This window comes from Rhizobium hidalgonense (genome assembly GCF_005862185.2).
In the GTDB taxonomy this organism is placed as follows: domain Bacteria; phylum Pseudomonadota; class Alphaproteobacteria; order Rhizobiales; family Rhizobiaceae; genus Rhizobium; species Rhizobium hidalgonense.
In genome coordinates, this window is record NZ_CP054029.1 from 460,890 (window position 1) to 480,537 (window position 19,648).

Sequence of the window (19,648 nt, forward strand, 5' to 3'; positions counted from 1 at the left end):
GTTATTGTCGCCCGGCTTTGGGGGAAAGCGGATGGGCTTGGGCGAATGGTCAGGTCGATTATGCTGGACCGCCTTGTTGTTGGCGGTGGCAGCCCTGGATGCGTCCGGTGGTCAAGCCGCATCCTCCGACACCTCGTTTGCCATCATCGACCGAGTTCCCCGCGTCCTCGTCCTCTATCCCTATGATGAGAGGATCGCGGCGACGACCGCTGCCGGGGAGGCGCTGCGGAGCCGCTTGCTGGAGGCGACAAACGGCAAGATCGACCTGTTTTCAGAGTTCCTGGATCTGTCGCGGTTTCCGGAAGGTGGCCATGTCCCGCGCATGGCACGATATCTCGGCGAGAAATACGCGGCGCGCCGCCCGGACGTTGTTGTGGCCCTCGGCAAGGAATCGGCGAGCTTCGTAACCGCGAACCGCAGCATGATCGCTCCTGGCGCAAAGATCGTCGCCGCCGGTTTCGGCACTGCCACGGCCGAGAAGATAGACTTGCCGGATGACGTAGTCGGAGCCTTCGCGACATTCGATATTCTGAAGACGGCCGAGATGGCCCGCAGCCTGCAGCCCGATGCGCGCCATCTCTACATTGTTGGCGGTTCGTCCGACTTCGACCGCGGCTGGCTGACGACGGCCCGTGCGGCTCTTAGGGAGTTCTCGAAGTCCTACGAGACGACCTATCTGGAAGATCTGACGATCGACGAGTTCGTCGAGCGGGCATCGCGTGTGCCGTCCGACAGCATCATTCTGGCATTGACGGTCTTCACGGACAGGGCAGGGCGCAATTTCATTCCGCGCGATGCCATCAGGCAGATCGCAGCGACCGCCAGCGCGCCTGTCTACGGACCCTATCAGACCTACATCGACTATGGCGTCGTCGGTGGCAACACCGTCACATTCGAAGCCCTGGGCCGGACCGTCGGCGACCTCGTCATCGATGCAATTGCTGGTAAGACGGTGTCGGATATCGAAGCGCCCCAGACATATCTCGCCGATGCGCGGCAACTCCAGCGATGGGGGCTTGCCGAAAAGGATCTGCCGCCGGGCACTGTCCAGATGCACAGGGAGAGGAGTGTCTGGCAGGAACACTGGGTCGTGTTGGTGGCGGGGAGCGGCCTCGTGCTGGCACAGGCCACCATCATCTCGGTGCTCCTGCTCGAGCGGAGGCGGCGCCGCGACGCCGAGCGCAGTTCGCGCTTGCACTTGCTCGAAGCCGTCCATCTCAACCAGTCCGCGACGGCCGGGGCGTTGTCCTCGTCGATCGCTCACGAACTGAACCAGCCCCTCTCGGCCATCCGCAACAATGCCGAGGCAGCGTCGGTGCTGCTTCGAAGCGAGAGCCCCGATCACGAGCTAATCCAGCAGATTCTTCTCGATATCCAGGAGGACGATCAGCGCGCAGGCGATATCATCAGCCGAATGAGAGGACTGCTCAAGAAAAGAAGCGAGATCGATTGGCAGGAGTTCGACCTGAACGATGTCACGTCGAGCGCAATCCACATCATTCACGGCGAGGCAGAACGACGCGGAATTACACTGACATCAAACCAACTGCCCGGTGAGCTGCCGGTGCGTGCCGACAAAGTTCATGTGCAGCAGGTCATCCTCAACCTGGCGACCAACGCGATGGATGCCATGCTGGAGGCCGTCCCGGCCGGGAGAACGCTCACTTTTGCAACAGGCCTGGCGAACGAGAAGGTGGAGCTCCGGGTCTCCGACACGGGAGACGGCATTCCCGCGGAGAGACTGATCCGCATCTTCGAACCGTTCTACACCACCAAGCAGGCGGGGACCGGGCTGGGTCTTTCCATAGCCCGCGCCATCGTAGAGACCTATGGCGGCACTATCTGCGCCGACAACCGCCCCGAAGGCGGGGCAGTCTTTCGCATGATCCTGCCTCTCGCCCACGCGGAGGAACGATCGAGATGAAACCTGTCATTCATATCGTCGATGACGACAAGTCCTACCGGACGGCAACCGCGAGGCTGCTTTCCGCACATGGTCTCAAGGTCGAAGCCTACGAGTCCGGAGACCAGTTTCTCGCCCGCTTTTCCGCCTGCGAGCCGGGCTGCGTCCTTCTCGACCTCCAGATGCCTGGCCAGTCCGGCCTGCAGATCCAACGCCGCCTGTGCGAGTTGGCGCCGCTATTGCCGGTCGTATTCCTGACGGGGGAAGGAGACATCAAGACAAGCGTCGAGGCGATGAAGGCGGGCGCCAGGGATTTTTTGGAGAAGAGTTCGAGCGCGGCGGCATTGATGGAGGCGATCGATCGAGCTCTCATCCAATATGAAAGACAGCGGGCCGGACACGATCGCCTTCAGGCCCAGCGAGCGCTGGTGGCGGAGCTTAGTCCGCGCGAAGCCGAAGTGTTCCGGTTGTTCATTCGCGGACGTCTCAACAAGCAGATCGCTTATGCGCTCGGCATCTCGGAGCGGACGGTGAAGGTGCATCGCCATCAGGTCATGGAAAAGCTTGGCGTAAGCTCGCTGGCCGAGGCGGTGTCGATCGCGGCGAATATCGGTCTCATCGACCAGGATACGGAATCCCCGGCGGGGTGATCGGATCCTCCTTCCCCTTAGGGCAATATCAATCGACCTCCAACTGGCCTAATTTGGCCAGGAACCGTTAATCTCTCATGTGTTCGAAAGAGGAGGGGGCATGAGGTGGAGAACCTTCCCCGCACGGTCGCTGTCGTCGATGATGACGAAAGCCTGCGGCGCAGCCTCGGGCGACTTCTCAACGCCTACGGTTTTCTGGCCGAGGAATATGCATCCGCCGAGGCCTTTCTCGCTCGCGAGCGCAAAACGGCGATACACTGCCTTGTCCTTGATATCGACCTCGGTGGCATGTCGGGCATCGATCTCCAACGCAGGTTGAAGGCCGAGGGGACAAACCTTCCGGTGATTTTCATCACGGCGTTGGAAACCGCTTCGGTAAAGGCGGAGGCAGAAAAGGTGGGCTGCGTTGCCTATCTGCAGAAGCAATTTTCCGGAGCCACGCTCATTGCGGCTATCAACAAGGCTTTGGGATTGTGAGCTGATCGAAGCTGTAGACGTTGCGCTGTCGAAGGACGACGGTTTGTTCGATCGCCGCTCGATGGTGTGCGGCAGTACCGCGTCTTGCCGACCCAGCTCCCACAGTCCTTATCAGGACTCGACCGGATCAATGCGCTTCCCTATCTCAATGGTGTCGATGAACTATGGACGGCGGCCCCGCCAGGCGTAGAGACCCGCTTGAGGAGCATCGTTGAACGCAGCTGGGCTTGAATCCTGAGTTTGCATTGACGATTTCGCGAAGACCGAGATGAGTAAAAGGAGCTCGACGGCACGCATGACTGAGGTTCAACGACGAGGTTTTGTAACAAGGCTTACCGCCTATGAGCCGTTGACGCTCATTATGCTGGCATCCGTCGCAGGAGGACTGTACGTGCTCCAGCGATTGACGAGCGAGGTCCTGGAAGGGGAGACGTTCCGCTTCGACGAGGCGATCCTGCTGGCGCTGCGGCGCCCGGGCGAGCTTGGCGTGCCGGTCGGCCCCGCCTGGCTGACCCATGCCGTCAGCGACATCACCAGTCTCGGCGGCGTCACCGTGCTGACGCTGATGACCGTTCTCGTCACCGTCTACCTTCTGCTCGACCGGCGCTGGCCGATCGCGATCTTCGTTTTTTCCTCGGTGCTGACGGGCTGGCTGGCGAGCACGCTCCTGAAGATCCTGGTCGCACGGCCGCGTCCCGATATCGTGCCGCATCTCGTCGAGGTCAGCGATCTCAGCTTTCCCTCCGGACACGCCATGGTCTCGGCGGTGACCTATCTAACCCTCGGCGCGTTGCTGGCGCGCACGCAGCGATACCCCTCGACGCGGATCTTCGTCATGGGCGCCGGGGTCTTCCTGGCTGTGATCATCGGGCTCAGCAGGATCTATCTCGGCGTCCATTATCCGACGGACGTTTTCGCCGGATGGTGTGCCGGTGCGCTGTGGGCGCTCGGCTGCTGGCTGATCTCGAAACGGTTCGTCCCGAGCCGCGCACCAGATGATGCCCACACGATCGCAAACGGCGACGGCGGATAGCGCGAGGCCTATTGCGGTACCTTGAACAGGTGGCGGATACGTGTCACCAGCGAGCCAACCGAGCCGCCGTTCAGCGCGGCGCCCTCGGCCGCGAAGGAATGCTGGCCGGTCTCGATCCGGCGCGAGAGGGTGGCGGCCAGCTCTTCTGCAATGGCGGGTCGGTCGTGTAGCAGCGGCGCCAGGCTTGCCTGAGCGATTTCGTAGACGACGACGAAGGTGAGCGCGCGCAGGCTCGCCGCCTCGCCAATGCCGATCAGCAGTCCGCTTTCGCCGAAATAATCGCCTGGCGCCAGCCGGCCGAGTTCGACTTGCTTGTGGCCTTCCTGCCGTGTCGCGACGAGCGCGCCGGTACGCACGATCATCAGCGACGCAACCGTATCGCCCTGATCGATGAGAACGGAATCCTTCTTGTAGGTCCGCCGTGTCATTGAGGATGCGAGGGTTTCCTTCTCGTCCTCGGTCAGCGAGAAAAACAGCGGGACGGCGTCGAGAAGCTTGAGCGGCGTCGGCCGGTGCGGCTTTGCCATCTCCTCCGGCTGCAACTGCTCGGGCGGTAAGCCGGCGGCGTCGAGCGGTCGCGCCAAGGTGAGACCAGCGGCTTTGACATGGCGGTAGATCAGGTCGAATATTTCGTTCTTCGCGAGCCCCGCCTGGCCGATATCCCTGACGCGGAAGGAGAGCTCCACCTCGATTGCGTCCGATGTCAGCGATTTGATCTGCACGCCGGGTTTCGGCTCGGTCAGGATCGAGCCGCTGCTCAAGAGCACGGCGCGCATGACTTCGATGATCGCAGACGGGCCGATCGTTGGCACGACGCGGACCGTCAGTGTCGCGCCGTGACTGCGGTCAGGACTGCTGAGGTTGGTCAGTCCGACCTTGGCGAGAAAGCTGTTCGGCAAGACGACGAGGTCGTTCGATCCGTTTAGCAGATGGGTCGAGCGCCAATTGGTTTCGACGACACTGCCTTCGACGCCGTCATTCAGCACGATCCAGTCGCCGATCGCGTAGGGCCGGCCGAGATTGAGCGCGATGCCGGAAAAGACGTCGCTCAGGGTGCTCTGCATCGCCAGGCCGAGAATGACGGCAAGGACGCCAGACGTGGCGATCAGCGTGCCGACGGGAAAGCTGAAGACATAGGCGACCACCGAGAGGATCGCGCCGAGATAGATCAGCCCGATGACCAGATCCTGGACGAGGCGACCTTCGCGCGGTTGGCGCTCGAAGATCAGGAAGACGCGCACGAAGGCGATCAGCGCCCAGGCGGCATTGATCCACCAGACAACCTTGGCAAGGGCGATGAAGACGCGTTCGAAGGTCGAAGCCGTCGTCGGACCGACCTCGTAGGGCACGATGTCGTGATAAAGCAGCAGCACGCTGAGTGCCGCGAAGAAGAACACCTGCCCGGCGAGTCTCCAGCTCGGGAAGGGCCGAAGCGCTATTCGGGTGATCACTGCGCCAGCCACCGCCAGCGTCCCGGCTTGGACGACAGGATCGGCAAGCACTCCGGACCAGGTAAGATTATCAAGCATCGACTGTCCACCCGCCAGAGCACGGTGCCGGAAAATGTGAGCGGTCTTCGGTCAACAAATCCTCGCTATCCCATTCGAATGATGGCTTCGCCGCATCCTTTCTTCCAATCCGACCGCGAGGCAACCGTAAAATAGCGCCAGCGCGTCGGAAACGAGATCTGCGTGACCAGCGAGCTCATATTGCCGCGGTTCATCGTGGCGCCTTCAGTCGTGAAGAAGCGTCTGCCGTTTCGCCGCTAAAAGCCCCGTCAGATCTGCGCGGACGATCAACCTCGTGTTCGTGGCATCTCATCCTTGCCGCATCACAAGTGCTGGAACGCTTGCAGCGCCCCGCGTCGATTTAGACGCGCGGCGCTGCAGCAGTTTGAACGGTGTATCTTGGCTACGAGCGCTTAGGTGCGCGGCTTCAGATTTTCCGGGTCATAGATCGGCTTGTAGCCGACGCCGACAACCTCCACCGGATAGGTCTCGGCAAAATACTCGACGTTCAGCTTGCGTCCGACCTGGCAATGCGACCAGGGCAAATAGGCCAGAGCAATGTTCTTGCCGACCGTCGGGCCGTAGGCGATCGAGGTCGTGTAGGACCGGCGGCCAAGCTCGTCGACCAGAACCTCTCCGGTGGCGGGATCGACAACCGGCAGGTTGCCGAGCGGATAACGCTTCACGCCCGATTTGTCGGTATTTTCGGTCATGACAAGCGTGCAGAGCATGGCCGGCTGGTGCTCACGCGCCTTGTATTCCAGATGTTTTTCCTTGCCGCGGAAATCGGCTTCCTTGACCTTCGGACGGGCGAGATCGGCTTCGATCAGGTTGTACTGGGTCAAAAGGTCGGCGTTCTGCAGGCGCAGGCTCTTTTCCATGCGGCGCGAGTTTGCATAGGTCTCGACGCCGAAGGCCATCACACCGGTCGAACGCAGCGCATCCCAGACGGCGAGGCCGTCTTTGTACTTCATGTGCAGTTCCCAGCCCTGCTCGCCGACATAGGAGATGCGGAAGGCGGTGACGGGCTTTCCGGCGATTTCGATCGGCTTGATCGCCGCAAAGGCGAAGTTTTCCTGATCGAGCTCGGCCGGATCGGCCACAACCTTCTTCAGCGTGTCGCGCGCATTCGGCCCCCAGATGCCGATCGTCACGAATTTTTCCGAGACGTCGGTGACGGTCACATCAAGGCCGCGGTCTTCGGCGACGCGCTTCATATAGTGCAGGTCGCGCGGGCCGGCGTCGGCGCCGTTGACGAGACGGCAACGGTCGGCCATGCGGAAGACGGTGAAGTCGGCGCGCACCATGCCTTCGTCGTCGAGGAAGTGGGTGTAAACGCCCTTGCCGATGTTGGCATCGCCGCCGACCTTGGCGGCGCACAGCCATTCCATCAGCTCGACATGGTCAGGCCCCTCGATATCGACCATGTGGAAATGGCTGAGATTGACGATGCCGCAATCCTCGCTCATCGCCAGATGCTCGGCATTCGACACCCGCCAGAAATGGCGGCTGTCCCATTCGTTCTCACGAACCGGGACGCGGTCGGCATATTTCTCCAGAAGGTGCTCGTTGGCGGCATAGCCGTGCGCACGCTCCCAGCCGCCGAGTTCCATGAAATAGCCGCCAAGCTCCTTTTCGCGCTCGTAGAAAGGCGAGCGCTTGGCGTTGCGGCCGGATAGGTAGGGTTCGCGGGTGTGAACGGCCGGGAAATAGATCTTCTGGGCGGCTTCGTAGCAGCGGCCTTCGATGAACTCTTCCGTCAGCTGATGCGGATAGAAGCGGGCATAATCGATGCTGTTGTGATCGATTTCAGTCCGGCCGTCGGTCATCCAGTCGGCGATCAGCTTGCCGTAACCCGGGCCATCCTTGACCCAGATGGCAACGCAATACCAGAGACCTCTGACCTTCTGGCTCTCGCCGCAGGATGCGCCGCCGCTGGCGGAAACCTGCAGCAGGCCGTTGAAGGAGTGACCTTCGTTATAGCCGAGTTCGCCGAGGATCGGCGTCAGTTCCATGGCGCGCTCGAGCGGCTCGATAATCTGTTCCATCTCGAGGTCGCGCTGCGAGGGCGAAAGGCGGGCTTCGTGCTTTTCGAGAATATCGCGCGGATGGCACATGCGCGGATTGGTGGCCTCGTAATAGCCCCACTCGATCTGACCGCCCTCGGTCGTCGCCGGGTCGCCGGTATCGCGCATATAGGCGGAGTTGCCCTGGTCGCGCAGCAGCGGAAAGCCGATTTCCTTGCCGGTGCCTTCAAACTCGTTATAGGGACCGAAGAAGGTGAGCGGGTGGTCGACAGGCATGACGGGCAGGTCTTCGCCGACCATCTCGGCGATCAGGCGGCCCCAGAGGCCGGCGCAGACGATGACATGGTCGGCCATGATGGTACCGCGATGGGTGACGACGCCCTTGATGCGGCCGCCTTCGACGATCAGCGACTTCGCCGGCGTGTTGCCGAAGACCTGCAGCTTGCCCGCCTTTTCGGCGGCATCGACGAGCTTGCCGGCAACGGTCTGCGAGCGCGGAATGACGAGGCCGGCATCCGGATCGTAAAGGCCGCCCATCACCTGATCTTCCTCGATCAGCGGGAACTTCTCCTTGATTTCGGAAGGGCTGACATAATGGGCGCGCGTGCCGAAGGCGCGTGCCGAGGAAAGCTTGCGCTTGATTTCTTCCATCCAGGCGTCGTCGCCGGTGCGCGCTACTTCGAGGCCGCCGATGCGGGCGTAATGGCCCATCTTCTCGTAGAAATCGATTGAATATTGCGTGGTCCAGACCGAGAGATAGTCGTGGCTCGTGGTGTAACAGAAGTCCGAGGCATGGGCTGTCGAGCCGATATCGGTCGGTATGCCCGACTTATCGATGCCGACGATATCGTCCCATCCGCGCTCGACGAGATGATGCGCGATGGAGGCGCCGACGATACCGCCGAGGCCGATGATGACGACCTTTGCCTTTTCCGGAAATGCTGCCACGTGCTGTTCCTTCTACTGATCGGACGAACTAAAGTTTTGCCAGCCGCCCTCGACTTGCGACGAGGGCATTATGCATCAGGCTGGCGACCGTCATTGGTCCTACGCCGCCGAGGATCGGCGTGATTGCGCCAGCCGGGATCGAGGCTGGATAATTCCAGGACGATGCAAACGTCGTGGGTTCACGGCGCTGAAATCGCCTTGAGCCGGTCGATATCGACGAGCACGATGGCTTCCGAAACAGGCTCGCGATTGTGCAGGCGGAACCATTCCACGGCTTCGCGCACCCGGTCTCCATGCGGCGCCGGATAGGCGCCGAGGCCGAGAACCCATTCGCGCACGGTTTCCCGTTCCATCCGCCCGGCCCGGTATCGGTCGCAGACGGTTTTGGCCGATGCGATGAGATCATTGATGCTTTTCACGGGGATTCCTCAATGCACGGAAGGTTCGTCGTCGTCGAGGAAGGATCGAATGCCGTCCCGCGCCACCACGGCCAGGAATTCGTCGAAGGCATCCCGGTCGGTCGCAAACGGCTCGTCCCAGCGGATCAGGTCCTCGCCTTGCGTGACGACTTCCATCGTCCAGTCTTCATTGCTGCCTGAGGTTCGAAAGATATCGACAAGCACCGTCACGCCGTCATCGGAAAATTCCCCGGCCAGTTCGGAGTGTTCAAGCTTTTGCTTCTTTGCCATTCAGCCGCCAGCGCCTGGAGGGGCGTCGTTTTTGAGATGTTCTTCGTATTGAACCGTCTCGGTTTCGTTCGTGTCGATGGAGGCATTGGCGCCTTTCACAAGGCGAACGCCGGCACCGCCGCCGTCCTCCGCAATGAAAAGCACACCCGCATCCTCCAAGCTCCGCTTCATATCCTGCAGGATTCGCTCGGACGGGGAAAGCGTCCCGGCCTCGAAATCGGCAATCGTCTGTTTGGCGATTTTCGCAGCTGATGACAAGTCATCCTCAGACCATCCGACGAGGGCACGCGCGGCCCGGCATTGAGCTGGAGATAGGCACAAAACAATCACCTGACATTGAACGAAGGGGGAGAGCATTTCCGTGGTTTCGGAGAAATCAGGACCTGCTCGGTCAGCAATATAAAGATGTGACCAGCGGTGAAGAAGACAAGCGCATGTCCGCCGACGCGGAATAGGGCCAATTGCTCTACCCTTATTGGGCGATAGGGGAGGTTGATTGACTGAATATTATTAAAGCCTAATCTAACCGCCTTTGTCACGGGGAGGTAACAATGCGTGAGCCGGATATGCAGAAACTCGATGCGCTGGTCGGCCGTCTTGTCGGCGATGTCGGCGCCGCCATGTCAGGTGCCCTGGTCGTGCTTGGCGATAAGGTGGGGATCTTCAAGGCGATGGCCGATGGCACGCCGCTGACCGTTGAGCAGCTTGCCGCAAAGACCGGGGTGAAGGAGCGTTACCTCAGGGAATGGCTGAGCGCCCAGGCGGCTGCGGATTATGTCGTTTACGATGAAAAAACCGATCGTTTCAGCCTGACGGCGGAACAGGCGATGGTGTTTGCCGAGGAAAACAGCCCGGCCTTCTTCGTCGGGGCCTTCGAGGTCGTGCAATCCATGTGGATGGACGAGGCCAAGGTCGCCGATGCTTTCCGCACCGGCAAGGGTCTCGGTTGGCACGAGCACAGCACCTGTCTCTTCCGCGGAACCGAGCGGTTCTTCCGCCCGGGCTACAACAGCCATCTGGTGAACGAATGGATACCGGCTCTCGCAGGCGTCGAAGAAAAGCTCAAATCCGGCGCCAACGTCGCCGATGTCGGCTGCGGTCACGGCGCGTCGACCATCCTGATGGCGCAGGCTTATCCCGCCTCGCATTTCACCGGTTTCGATTATCACGGGCCCTCGATCGAAAGAGCAAAGGCCGCCGCAAAAGAGGCTGGCGTCGCCGATCGTGTCACTTTCGAGCAGGGCAAGGCGGCCGAATTTCCAGGGCGCAGCTATGATATGGTCGCCATGTTCGACTGCCTGCACGACATGGGCGATCCGGTCGGCGCCGGCCGGCATGTCAGGGAAACGCTTGCCCCGAACGGCACCTGGCTGATCGTCGAGCCCTTTGCCCATGACCATCTCAAGGACAATCTCAATCCGGTGGGACGGGTCTATTACGGCGCATCGACGATGATCTGCACGCCGGCATCGCTCTCCCAGGAGGTGGGCCTCGGGCTTGGCGCCCAGGCCGGAGAAATGAAACTGCGCAAGGTGGCGCTCGACGCCGGCTTCAAGCATTTCCGCCGCGCCACCGAAACGCCGTTCAACATGGTCTTCGAGGTGCGGGCCTGAAATAGCCGAGCTATCTCAGCTTGCCGATGCTGGCATACATGCCGGTCGTGCGAAATTCCGTCGGGTTGGTGCCGTAGACCCGGCGGAAAACCTTGGAGAAATAGTTCGGATCGTCGAAGCCGCACATGATGGCGACTTCCTTGACCGGCAGAAAGTCGGCCTTGGTCAAAAGTTTGACGGCGCGCTGCAGGCGCTGCTGCAGCACGAATTCCGCCGGCGGCATGCCCTCGCTTTCGGCGAAGCTGCGCGAGAAATGCGCGCGGCTGAGACCGACAATGCCGGCGAGTTCGCTGACCGGCAGCGGCTTTTCGAGATTGGCGTTGATATGGTCGATTACCGGCTGCATCAGGCTGAGCTCGGCGGCAAAGGCCGGCGAGCCGAAGACGTCGTCGTAAAGCGCCATTGCCGCTTCATAGGCAATCGCCGAGGCGGCACCCGGGGAGGTCGCGCCGGTGACGAGGCGCAGGCTGCAGTCGGCGAGATGATCGATGGTCGAGGGCTGCAGTTTCAGCACCGGGCCTGCGGTGGACAGCACCAGCTGATGAATGCGCAGCGTCTCCTCACCGTTCATCGAAATCCAGAAATATTCCCAGCGGTCGCCCTTCTCCAGCCAATAGCGATGATTGTGCGGGACGAGCACCAACAGAGTGTCGCCGCCCTGAAGCCGATAATTGCGATTCTGATAGCGCAGCCGGCCCGTGCCGCTGATCGTGTGCTGCAGCACGGTGAAGGGCGTCTGGCCGCGCCTTCGGCCATCCCAGTCATAGGGCTCGTTCTCGCGCACTTCATAGCCGGAGCTCGTCGGCATGGCATGCAATCGCTGCCGGCCGCGAGGCAGCGAAACCGTCCTCATCGACTGTCCGTTGGCAATCAAATTCTGCAGCACAAAATTACCCCTGAAAGCATAATCCTTCTCTGGTCGCTCTGCCGATTTCGGGCATAATCCCGCTCGACAAACAGAGAAGAGACGACGGTCGAAAGAGCGGCCGGGAGGAAAACAGGCAGTTTTTCGGCTTTTTCAGCCCCATGTGCCAGCATGCGGCCTGATCCTCCATGGCCATCTTTTCTGTAGCATTCGATTGGGTCGAGGTGAAGATCATGAGTTTCAAAATCGCTATTATCGGTGCAGGCAGCGTCGGTTTCACCAAGAAGCTGTTCACCGATATTTTGTGTGTTCCGGAGTTTCGCGACGTCGAATTCGCGCTGACCGATCTCAGCGAACATAATCTGGAGATGATCAAGGCGATCCTCGACCGGATCGTCGAAGCGAACGGATTGCCGACCAAGGTGACGGCGACGACCGACCGGCGCCAGGCGCTGACCGGCGCGCGTTACATCATCAGCTGCGTCAGGGTCGGCGGCCTCGAAGCCTATGCCGACGATATTCGCATCCCGCTGAAATACGGCATCGATCAGTGTGTCGGCGATACGATCTGCGCCGGCGGCATCCTCTACGGCCAGCGCAACATCCCCGTCATCCTCGACTTCTGCAAGGATATCAGGGAGGTTGCCGAGCCCGGTGCCAAGTTCCTGAACTATGCCAATCCAATGGCGATGAACACCTGGGCGGCGATCGAATACGGCAAGGTCGATACCGTCGGCCTCTGCCACGGCGTCCAGCACGGCGCCGAACAGATCGCCGAGGTGCTCGGCGCCAAGTCGCTCAGCGAGCTCGACTATGTCTGCTCCGGCATCAACCACCAGACCTGGTTCATCGACCTGCGTCTCAACGGCCGCAAGATCGGCAAGGACGAACTGGTTGCCGCCTTCGAGGCGCATCCGGTCTATTCGCAGCAGGAGAAGCTGCGCATCGATGTGCTGAAGCGTTTCGGCGTCTATTCCACCGAAAGCAACGGCCATCTTTCGGAATACCTGCCCTGGTACCGCAAGCGGCCGGAGGAAATCACCCGCTGGATCGACATGTCCGACTGGATCCACGGCGAGACCGGCGGTTACCTCCGCCACTCCACCGAAACCCGCAACTGGTTCGAGACGGAATTCCCGCAATTCCTGGAATCCGCTGCTAAGCCGATCGATCCGGCCAAGCGCTCGAACGAACATGCGAGCCATATCCTCGAGGCGCTGGAGACGAACCGGGCCTATCGCGGCCATTTCAACGTCAAGAACAATGGCGTCATCGCCAACCTGCCGTCCGATGCGATCATCGAATCGCCGGGCTTCGTCGACCGCTTCGGCATCAACATGGTCTCCGGCGTCACCCTGCCGGAAGCCTGTGCCGCCACCTGCATTGCCTCGATCAACGTCCAGCGCATGTCGGTGCATGCCGCCATCTCGGGCGACATCGACCTTCTGAAGCTTGCCGTGCTGCACGATCCGCTTGTTGGAGCCGTGGCGACGCCCGAGGAAGTCTGGCAGATGGTCGACGAAATGGTCGTTGCCCAGGCGCGCTGGCTGCCGCAATATGCCGATGCCGTGCCGGCCGCCAAGGAGCGGCTGTCGAAATCCAAGGTGCAGACCCGCGACTGGGCGGGCGCTGCGCGCCGCAACGTTCGCTCGATCGAAGAGCTGCGCGCGGAAAAGGCGGCGCTGAAACAGGCCGTCTGATTTTCGTGAAGGAGGGGTCGTCATGGGTTTCCGGGAGGGAAATCCATGGGCCGCCGGCCCCGACTTCATATCGTTCGAGGAAAAAGGAGCCCGTGTGATCCGCGCTCCGGAACAAGAGGGAGAAACGATGATGAAATTCCGTAACCTTGGCATTCTGGCAGGACTGGCGCTCGGCGTCTCGGTCCTGGCGCTGAATGCATATGCCTCCGAGGCAACCGTGCCGCCGGTGCCGCCGGCGTTCCCGGCCGAAGGCAAGATCAAATATGTGGCGCGCGACTCCATCCTGGAGTTCAAGGCGCTGCCCGAATATCACGAGCCCGACTGGGTCACGAAGAATTTCGTCGCCGCCGGCAAGCTGCCGCCGGTGAAAGACCGTCTGCCGAAGGAGCCGATGGTCTTCAAGACGGGCAATATGCCCGACGGCATCGGCGTCTACGGCGATACGATGCGCCACGTCATCGGCGGCCGGCCGGAAGGTTGGAACTACGGCGCCGGCCAGACGCAGGGTTGGGGCGGCATCGATATCGGCCTGTCCGAATGCCTGACGCGCACCGCGCCGCTGTTCCAGGTCGAAGCCAAGGACACCGAGCCGCTGCCGAACCTCGCCAAGAGCTGGGATTGGTCGGAAGACGGCCACAAGCTGACCATGCACCTGGTAGAAGGCGCCAAATGGTCTGACGGCGCGCCGTTCAATGCCGACGACATCATGTTCTACTGGGACGACGAAGTCGTCGACCCGAACGTCTCGCCGCTCGGCGGCGGTGCCTCGCCTGAGGCATTCGGTGTCGGCACGACGCTGAAGAAGATCGACGACTTTACGGTGGAATGGACTTTCAAGGAGGCCTTCCCGAAGCAATATCTCTACACGATGTCCTACCCGAACTTCTGCCCGGGACCGTCGCATATCCTGAAGCCCCAGCATCCGAAATATTCGAAGAACACCTACGACCAGTTCAAGAACGCCTTCCCGCCGGAGTTCATGAACATGCCTGTCATGGGCGCCTGGGTGCCGGTGGAATATCGTTCCGACGACATCATCGTCATGCGCCGCAACCCCTACTACTGGAAGGTGGACGAGAAGGGCAATCAGCTGCCTTATCTCAACGAGCTGCACTACAAGCTCTCGACCTGGGCCGACCGCGACGTTCAGGCCGTGGCAGGCTCCGCCGATTTCTCCAACCTCGAGCAGCCGGAAAACTTCGTCGCCTCGCTGAAGCGCGCCGCGGAAAAGACCGCGCCGGCCCGGCTGGCCTTCGGTCCGCGCCTGATCGGCTATAACCTGCGCATGAACTTCTCCGCCAACGGCTGGGGCAACCCGGACGAGCGCGGCCAGGCGATCCGCGAGCTGAACCGCAATGAGGACTTCCGCAAGGCCGTCACCATGGCGCTCGATCGCAAGGCGATCGGCGACTCGCTGGTCAAGGGACCGTTCACGGCGATCTACCCGGGCGGGCTTTCCTCCGGCACCAGCTTCTACGACCGCAACTCCACCGTCTACTATCCCTTCGATCTGAAGGGCGCCAAGGCGGAACTCGCCAAGGCAGGCCTCAAGGATACCGATGGCAACGGCATCGTGAACTTCCCGGCCGGCACGGCGGGCGGCAAGGATGTCGAAATCGTCATGCTGATCAACAATCAGTACACGACCGATAAGAGCCTTGCAGAAGGTGTCGTCGGCCAGATGGAGAAGCTCGGCCTGAAGATCGTCATCAACGCGCTCGACGGCGCCAAGCGTGACGACGCCCATTATGCCGGCCGCTTCGACTGGCTGATCCAGCGCAACACGACGGAGCTGTCGTCGGTGGTGCAGAATACCGAGCAGCTTGCCCCTGTTGGTCCCCGCACCAGCTGGCACCATCGCGCCGGCAAGGATGACCAGCTCGATCTGATGCCGTTCGAAAATGAGCTTGTCGATGTCGTCAACAAGTTCAGGACGAGCCAGGACAACGACGACCGCGTCAGCCTGATGAAGCAGTATCAGAAGATCTCGACCGAGCACGTCAACACCGTCGGCCTGACGGAATATCCCGGCGCGCTGATCGTCAACAAGCGCTTCTCGAACGTGCCGCAGGGGACGCCGATCATGATGTTCAACTGGGCTGAAGATTCGGTGATCCGCGAACGCCTGTGGGTGGCTGCCGACAAGCAGGGCAAATACGAGCTGTTCCCAGCGCAGCTGCCCGGCAAGCCCGGCGACAAGGGCCCGATCAACTGATGCCTGTCATCAGGAAACAAAGAACCAAAGCGCGTCGCATCTGAAGATGCGACGCTGGAGAGTTCCCTCCCAGCTGAAAAAGAGATTCAGGCCGCGCGTGGCGCGCGGCCTGATGTGACCAACAAAGCCGGCCGCGCCGACAAGGAGCGACTGGCGGCAAGGTAAGCGAACCGTCCGATGTTACGATTCCTGCTCGTGCGCATAGCCTCCGCGATCCCCGTTCTCTTCATTCTGAGCGTGGTGACTTTCGCGATCATCCAGGCCCCGCCTGGCGACTATGCCGATTATATAAGATCGCAGCTGATCAATCAGGGCGGCGCCTCCTACGCCCAGGCCGAAGCCCAGGCCCAGGCCTACCGGGTCGAGCACGGCCTCGACAAGCCGATGGTCGTCCAATACGTCAACTGGATCGGCGGCATCGTGACGCGCGGCGATTTCGGCTACAGCATGTTCTACAACAAGCCGGTTGCCGACGTCGTCGGTGAGCGTTTGCCGCGGACCCTGCTTCTGGCGCTCGTCTGCCACATCTTCGCCTCGGTGCTCGGCATCGGCTTCGGCATCTGGGCGGCGACCCGCCAATACAGCTGGATCGACAGCGCGCTTTCGGGAATTTCCTTCCTCGGCATGACGGTGCCGCGCTTCCTGATGGCGCTGATCATCGTCTATCTCCTGGTCTTCCAGTTCAACGTGTCCGAAATCGGCAGTTTTTTCTCGCCGCAATATGGCGGCGCGCCCTGGTCCTGGGGGAAATTCGTCGATCTCGTTCACCATGTCTGGCCGGTCGTGGCGATCGCGACCTTCGGCGGGCTCGCCTACAATATGCGCGTCATGCGCGGCAATCTGCTCGATACGCTGAATGCCCAATATGTCGAGACGGCCAAGGCCAAGGGGCTCACTGGCGCAGCGGTGGTGATGCGCCATGCCGTGCCGAACGCGCTGCATCCGCTTGTCATGTACCAAGGTGTGGTGCTGCCTTATATGCTGACCGGCGAGATCGAAACCGCCATCATCTTCGCGCTGCCGACCGTCGGCCCGGCGATCGTCGGTTCGATGGCGGTCGGCGACGTCTATGTCACCGCCACCTTCATGATGGTGCTGTCGGCGACGCTGATCGTCGGCAACATCATCGCTGACATGCTGCTCGCTTTGCTCGATCCGCGCGTGCGCCAATTCGGAGGAGCCTGAGATGCTTGCTTTCGACTCGTCCGAGACCCCGCCGACAACCGAACCCGCGATCAAGAAGCCATCGCATGGCAGCGAGAGCTATCTGGCGCTCGTCTGGCGCCGGCTGCGGCGCTCCTGGACCGGCATGGCCGGGCTGATACTCGTCGGGCTGCTGCTGATCATGGCGATCTTTGCCGATTTCTTTGCGCCGATGGACCCGAAGGCGACCGATGTCGGCTTCGCACCGCCGCAGGTGATGAGCTTCCACGACAAGGACGGCAATTTCGTCTTCCAGCCGCGCGTCTATGCGCTGTCGGATTCAGAGGAGCTCGACCCGGTCACCTTCCAGCCGATCGTCGGCATGGATTACGACAATCCGCGGCTGCTCGGCTTCTTCGTCAAGGGCGCCGAATATAAGCTGCTCGGCCTCATTCCGGCCGACCGCCATTTCTTCGGTTCGACCGACGGCCAGCCGGTGCATTTCCTCGGCACCGACAAGTTCGGCCGCGACGTGCTGTCGCGCGCCATTATCGGCTCGCGGATCTCGCTGACGATCGCGCTGACCGTCGTTTTCATCGTCACCCTCATCGGCACCACTGTCGGCATGGTGTCGGGTTACTTTGGCGGCACCTTCGACGTCTGGCTGCAGCGCTTCGTCGAACTGGTGCTCGCCTTCCCGCAATTGCCGCTTTATCTGGCGCTGACCTCGCTGATCCCGGTGACGGCGCCGACCAATGTCTTCCTCGCCTTCGTCATTATCGTCATGTCGGCGCTCGGCTGGGCGCAGATGTCGCGCGAGGTGCGCGGCAAGACATTGGCGCTTGCCCGCATCGATTATGTCCGGGCGGCGATGGCCGTCGGCGCCACCGACCGGCGCATCATCCTGCAGCATATCTTTCCGAACGTGATGAGCCACGTCATCGTCGCGGTGACGCTCGCCATTCCGAGCGTCGTGCTGCTCGAATCCTTCCTCGGTTTCCTCGGCTTTGCGGTCAAGCCGCCGCTGATTTCCTGGGGGCTGATGCTGCAGGATACGGCGACTTATTCGGTTATCGGCTCCTATCCCTGGATTCTCTCCCCCGTCGGCTTCGTGCTCGTCACCGTCTTCGCCTTCAATGCGCTCGGCGACGGACTGCGCGATGCAGTCGATCCTTATTGAGGTGATTGATATGGCTCTAGCACTGGTCAATTCCTTCGCCCCACCCGTCCGCCACGACCATGATGGCCGCTCGGAAACGCCGATCATTGACGCCCGCAACGTGGCGGTGAATTTCAAGGTCGAGGACGGCATGGTCGAAGCCGTCAAGGACGTCTCGTTCCAACTCTATCGCGGCGAAACCATCGCCATCGTCGGCGAATCCGGCTCCGGCAAATCGGTGACGGCGCGAACGGTGATGGGGCTCTTGTCGAAGCGCGCCGTAGTCTCCGACAAATCGACGGTTTCCTATGACGGCAGCAACATCCTGAAATTCTCCGAGCGGGCCCGCCGCAAGCTCCGCGGCGACCGCATCTCGATGATCTTCCAGGAGCCGATGAGCTCGCTGAACCCGATCTATACGATCGGCAGCCAGATCGTCGAGGCGATCCGCGTCCACCGCCGGGTCAGCCGGAGGGATGCGGAAAAGCGCGCGCTCGAACTGCTCGAACATGTGCAGATCCCCGATCCCGCCGCGCGGCTGATGCAATATCCGCATCAGCTTTCCGGCGGCCAGCGCCAGCGCGTGATGATCGCCATGGCGCTCGCCAACGATCCCGACGTCCTGATCGCCGACGAACCGACGACGGCGCTCGACGTCACCGTGCAGGCGCAGATCCTCAATCTGATCCGCAACCTGCAGAAGGAACTGGGGATGGCCGTCATCCTCATCACCCACGATCTGACCGTGGTGCGGCAGTTCTCCGACTACGTCTACGTGATGCAGCACGGCGAAGTGCGCGAGCACAATGTCACCGAAGCGCTGTTTGCCAATCCGCAGCACGCCTATACCAGACATCTCCTTGCCTCCGAGCCGCGCGGTGAGGCCAATCCGTTGCCGGAGGGGTCGGACATCATCCTCGATGCCAAGGGCGTGCGCGTCGGTTTCATGATGCGCCACGGCACTTTTCTCAAGCCGGAGATGCGCGAGCTTGTCGCCGTCGACAGCCTGAGCCTCACGCTGCGCCGCCACGAAACGCTCGGCCTTGTCGGCGAATCCGGCTCCGGCAAGACCACCTTCGGCCAGGCGATCCTGCGGCTGAACACACCGCAGGCAGGCGAGATCCATTTCGACCGTCAGCCGATCCACGGGCTATCCAGGGCCGAGATGCGGCCGTTTCGCGCCCGCATGCAGGTGGTTTTCCAGGACCCGTTCTCATCGCTCAACCCGCGTATGACAATCGGCCAGATCATCGAGGAAGGGCTCGTCGTCAATAGGCTCGGCGCCACCCGCGGCGAACGACAGGACCGGGTGCGCGAGGCGCTTGTCGCCGCCGGCATGCCCGGCAATATCCTGTCGCGTTTCCCGCATGAATTTTCCGGCGGCCAGCGCCAGCGCATCGCCATCGCCCGCGCCATCGCCCTGGAGCCGGAATTCATCCTGCTCGACGAACCGACATCCGCGCTCGACCTGTCCGTCCAGGCGCAGATCATCGAACTCTTGCGCAAGCTGCAGGACGAGCGGGGCTTGAGCTACCTCTTCATCTCTCACGACCTCAAGGTCGTGCGCGCCCTCTGCCACCGCGTCATCGTCATGCAGCATGGCAAGATCGTCGAAGAGGGACCGGTCAACGAAGTTCTCACCCATCCCAAGACCGCCTACACCGAACGGCTCGTCAAAGCCGCTTTCGAGGTAGCATGATTATCGAATGCCGGAGGCT

Annotated in this window: 17 protein-coding genes; 10 read left to right on the plus strand and 7 right to left on the minus strand. The window is 61.5% G+C overall.

Annotation, left to right across the window (positions count from 1 at the left end; translation table 11 throughout):
• Positions 1 to 31: 31 nt before the first annotated feature.
• From FFM81_RS30965 to FFM81_RS30980, 4 genes are all read left to right on the plus strand, one after another.
• Positions 32 to 1,924, plus strand: a complete 1,893-nt coding sequence (locus FFM81_RS30965) for a sensor histidine kinase (RefSeq protein WP_003563364.1) — start codon at positions 32 to 34, stop codon at positions 1,922 to 1,924.
• Positions 1,921 to 2,553 carry a response regulator transcription factor gene (locus tag FFM81_RS30970; protein ID WP_003563362.1) on the plus strand — a complete coding sequence of 211 codons (633 nt, stop codon included), beginning with the start codon at positions 1,921 to 1,923 and terminating at the stop codon, positions 2,551 to 2,553. The genes FFM81_RS30965 and FFM81_RS30970 overlap by 4 nt, the downstream gene beginning before the upstream one ends.
• Before the next feature lie 105 nt (positions 2,554 to 2,658).
• Positions 2,659 to 3,030, plus strand: a complete 372-nt coding sequence (locus FFM81_RS30975) for a response regulator transcription factor (protein WP_138385795.1) — start codon at positions 2,659 to 2,661, stop codon at positions 3,028 to 3,030.
• A 295-nt stretch (positions 3,031 to 3,325) separates the two neighbouring features.
• Positions 3,326 to 4,063, plus strand: coding sequence for a phosphatase PAP2 family protein (locus FFM81_RS30980; protein WP_003563358.1), 738 nt, complete (start codon positions 3,326 to 3,328; stop codon positions 4,061 to 4,063).
• Positions 4,064 to 4,071: 8 nt separating this feature from the next.
• On the opposite strand, the gene FFM81_RS30985 is transcribed toward FFM81_RS30980, so the two are convergent.
• The 6 genes from FFM81_RS30985 to FFM81_RS31010 form a co-directional block, all read right to left on the minus strand.
• The gene (locus FFM81_RS30985) at positions 4,072 to 5,592 is read right to left on the minus strand and encodes a mechanosensitive ion channel family protein (RefSeq protein ID WP_003563356.1); all 1,521 of its coding nucleotides are present in this window, start codon (positions 5,590 to 5,592) and stop codon (positions 4,072 to 4,074) included.
• Positions 5,593 to 5,984: 392 nt separating this feature from the next.
• Positions 5,985 to 8,546, minus strand: coding sequence for a GcvT family protein (locus tag FFM81_RS30990; protein ID WP_138385794.1), 2,562 nt, complete (start codon positions 8,544 to 8,546; stop codon positions 5,985 to 5,987).
• Positions 8,547 to 8,574: 28 nt separating this feature from the next.
• Positions 8,575 to 8,841: a hypothetical protein gene (locus FFM81_RS33400; RefSeq protein ID WP_138385793.1), complete on the minus strand. Its 267-nt coding sequence runs from the start codon at positions 8,839 to 8,841 to the stop codon at positions 8,575 to 8,577.
• A complete protein-coding gene (locus FFM81_RS31000; protein WP_138385792.1) occupies positions 8,726 to 8,965 on the minus strand; it encodes a hypothetical protein in 240 nt (79 codons plus the stop codon). The genes FFM81_RS33400 and FFM81_RS31000 overlap by 116 nt, the downstream gene beginning before the upstream one ends.
• A gap of 9 nt (positions 8,966 to 8,974) precedes the next feature.
• Complete coding sequence (locus FFM81_RS31005) at positions 8,975 to 9,235, minus strand: hypothetical protein (protein WP_003563348.1); 261 nt, start codon at positions 9,233 to 9,235, stop codon at positions 8,975 to 8,977.
• Positions 9,236 to 9,556: a helix-turn-helix domain-containing protein gene (locus FFM81_RS31010; RefSeq protein ID WP_097534466.1), complete on the minus strand. Its 321-nt coding sequence runs from the start codon at positions 9,554 to 9,556 to the stop codon at positions 9,236 to 9,238.
• Positions 9,557 to 9,786: 230 nt separating this feature from the next.
• Between FFM81_RS31010 and FFM81_RS31015 the strand changes: the two genes are divergently transcribed.
• On the plus strand, positions 9,787 to 10,848 hold the full coding sequence (locus FFM81_RS31015; protein WP_025418989.1) for a class I SAM-dependent methyltransferase: 1,062 nt from the start codon (positions 9,787 to 9,789) through the stop codon (positions 10,846 to 10,848).
• A 10-nt stretch (positions 10,849 to 10,858) separates the two neighbouring features.
• Here the strand turns inward: FFM81_RS31015 and FFM81_RS31020 are convergent, their stop codons facing one another.
• On the minus strand, positions 10,859 to 11,701 hold the full coding sequence (locus FFM81_RS31020) for an AraC family transcriptional regulator (protein WP_003563343.1): 843 nt from the start codon (positions 11,699 to 11,701) through the stop codon (positions 10,859 to 10,861).
• Between the two features lie 245 nt (positions 11,702 to 11,946).
• On the opposite strand from FFM81_RS31020, the gene melA reads away from it, so the two are divergent.
• From melA to FFM81_RS31045, 5 genes are all read left to right on the plus strand, one after another.
• A complete protein-coding gene (gene melA / locus FFM81_RS31025; RefSeq protein ID WP_138385791.1) occupies positions 11,947 to 13,413 on the plus strand; it encodes an alpha-glucosidase/alpha-galactosidase in 1,467 nt (488 codons plus the stop codon).
• 127 nt (positions 13,414 to 13,540) lie between these two features.
• A complete protein-coding gene (locus FFM81_RS31030) occupies positions 13,541 to 15,628 on the plus strand; it encodes an ABC transporter substrate-binding protein (RefSeq protein ID WP_025418987.1) in 2,088 nt (695 codons plus the stop codon).
• Positions 15,629 to 15,805: 177 nt separating this feature from the next.
• Entirely contained in the window at positions 15,806 to 16,813 is a 1,008-nt protein-coding gene (locus tag FFM81_RS31035) for an ABC transporter permease (protein ID WP_003563337.1), read from the plus strand.
• A gap of 1 nt (position 16,814) precedes the next feature.
• Entirely contained in the window at positions 16,815 to 17,951 is a 1,137-nt protein-coding gene (locus FFM81_RS31040; protein ID WP_138385790.1) for an ABC transporter permease, read from the plus strand.
• Positions 17,952 to 17,961: 10 nt separating this feature from the next.
• A complete protein-coding gene (locus FFM81_RS31045; protein WP_138385789.1) occupies positions 17,962 to 19,629 on the plus strand; it encodes an ABC transporter ATP-binding protein in 1,668 nt (555 codons plus the stop codon).
• The last annotated feature ends 19 nt before the right edge of the window (positions 19,630 to 19,648 follow it).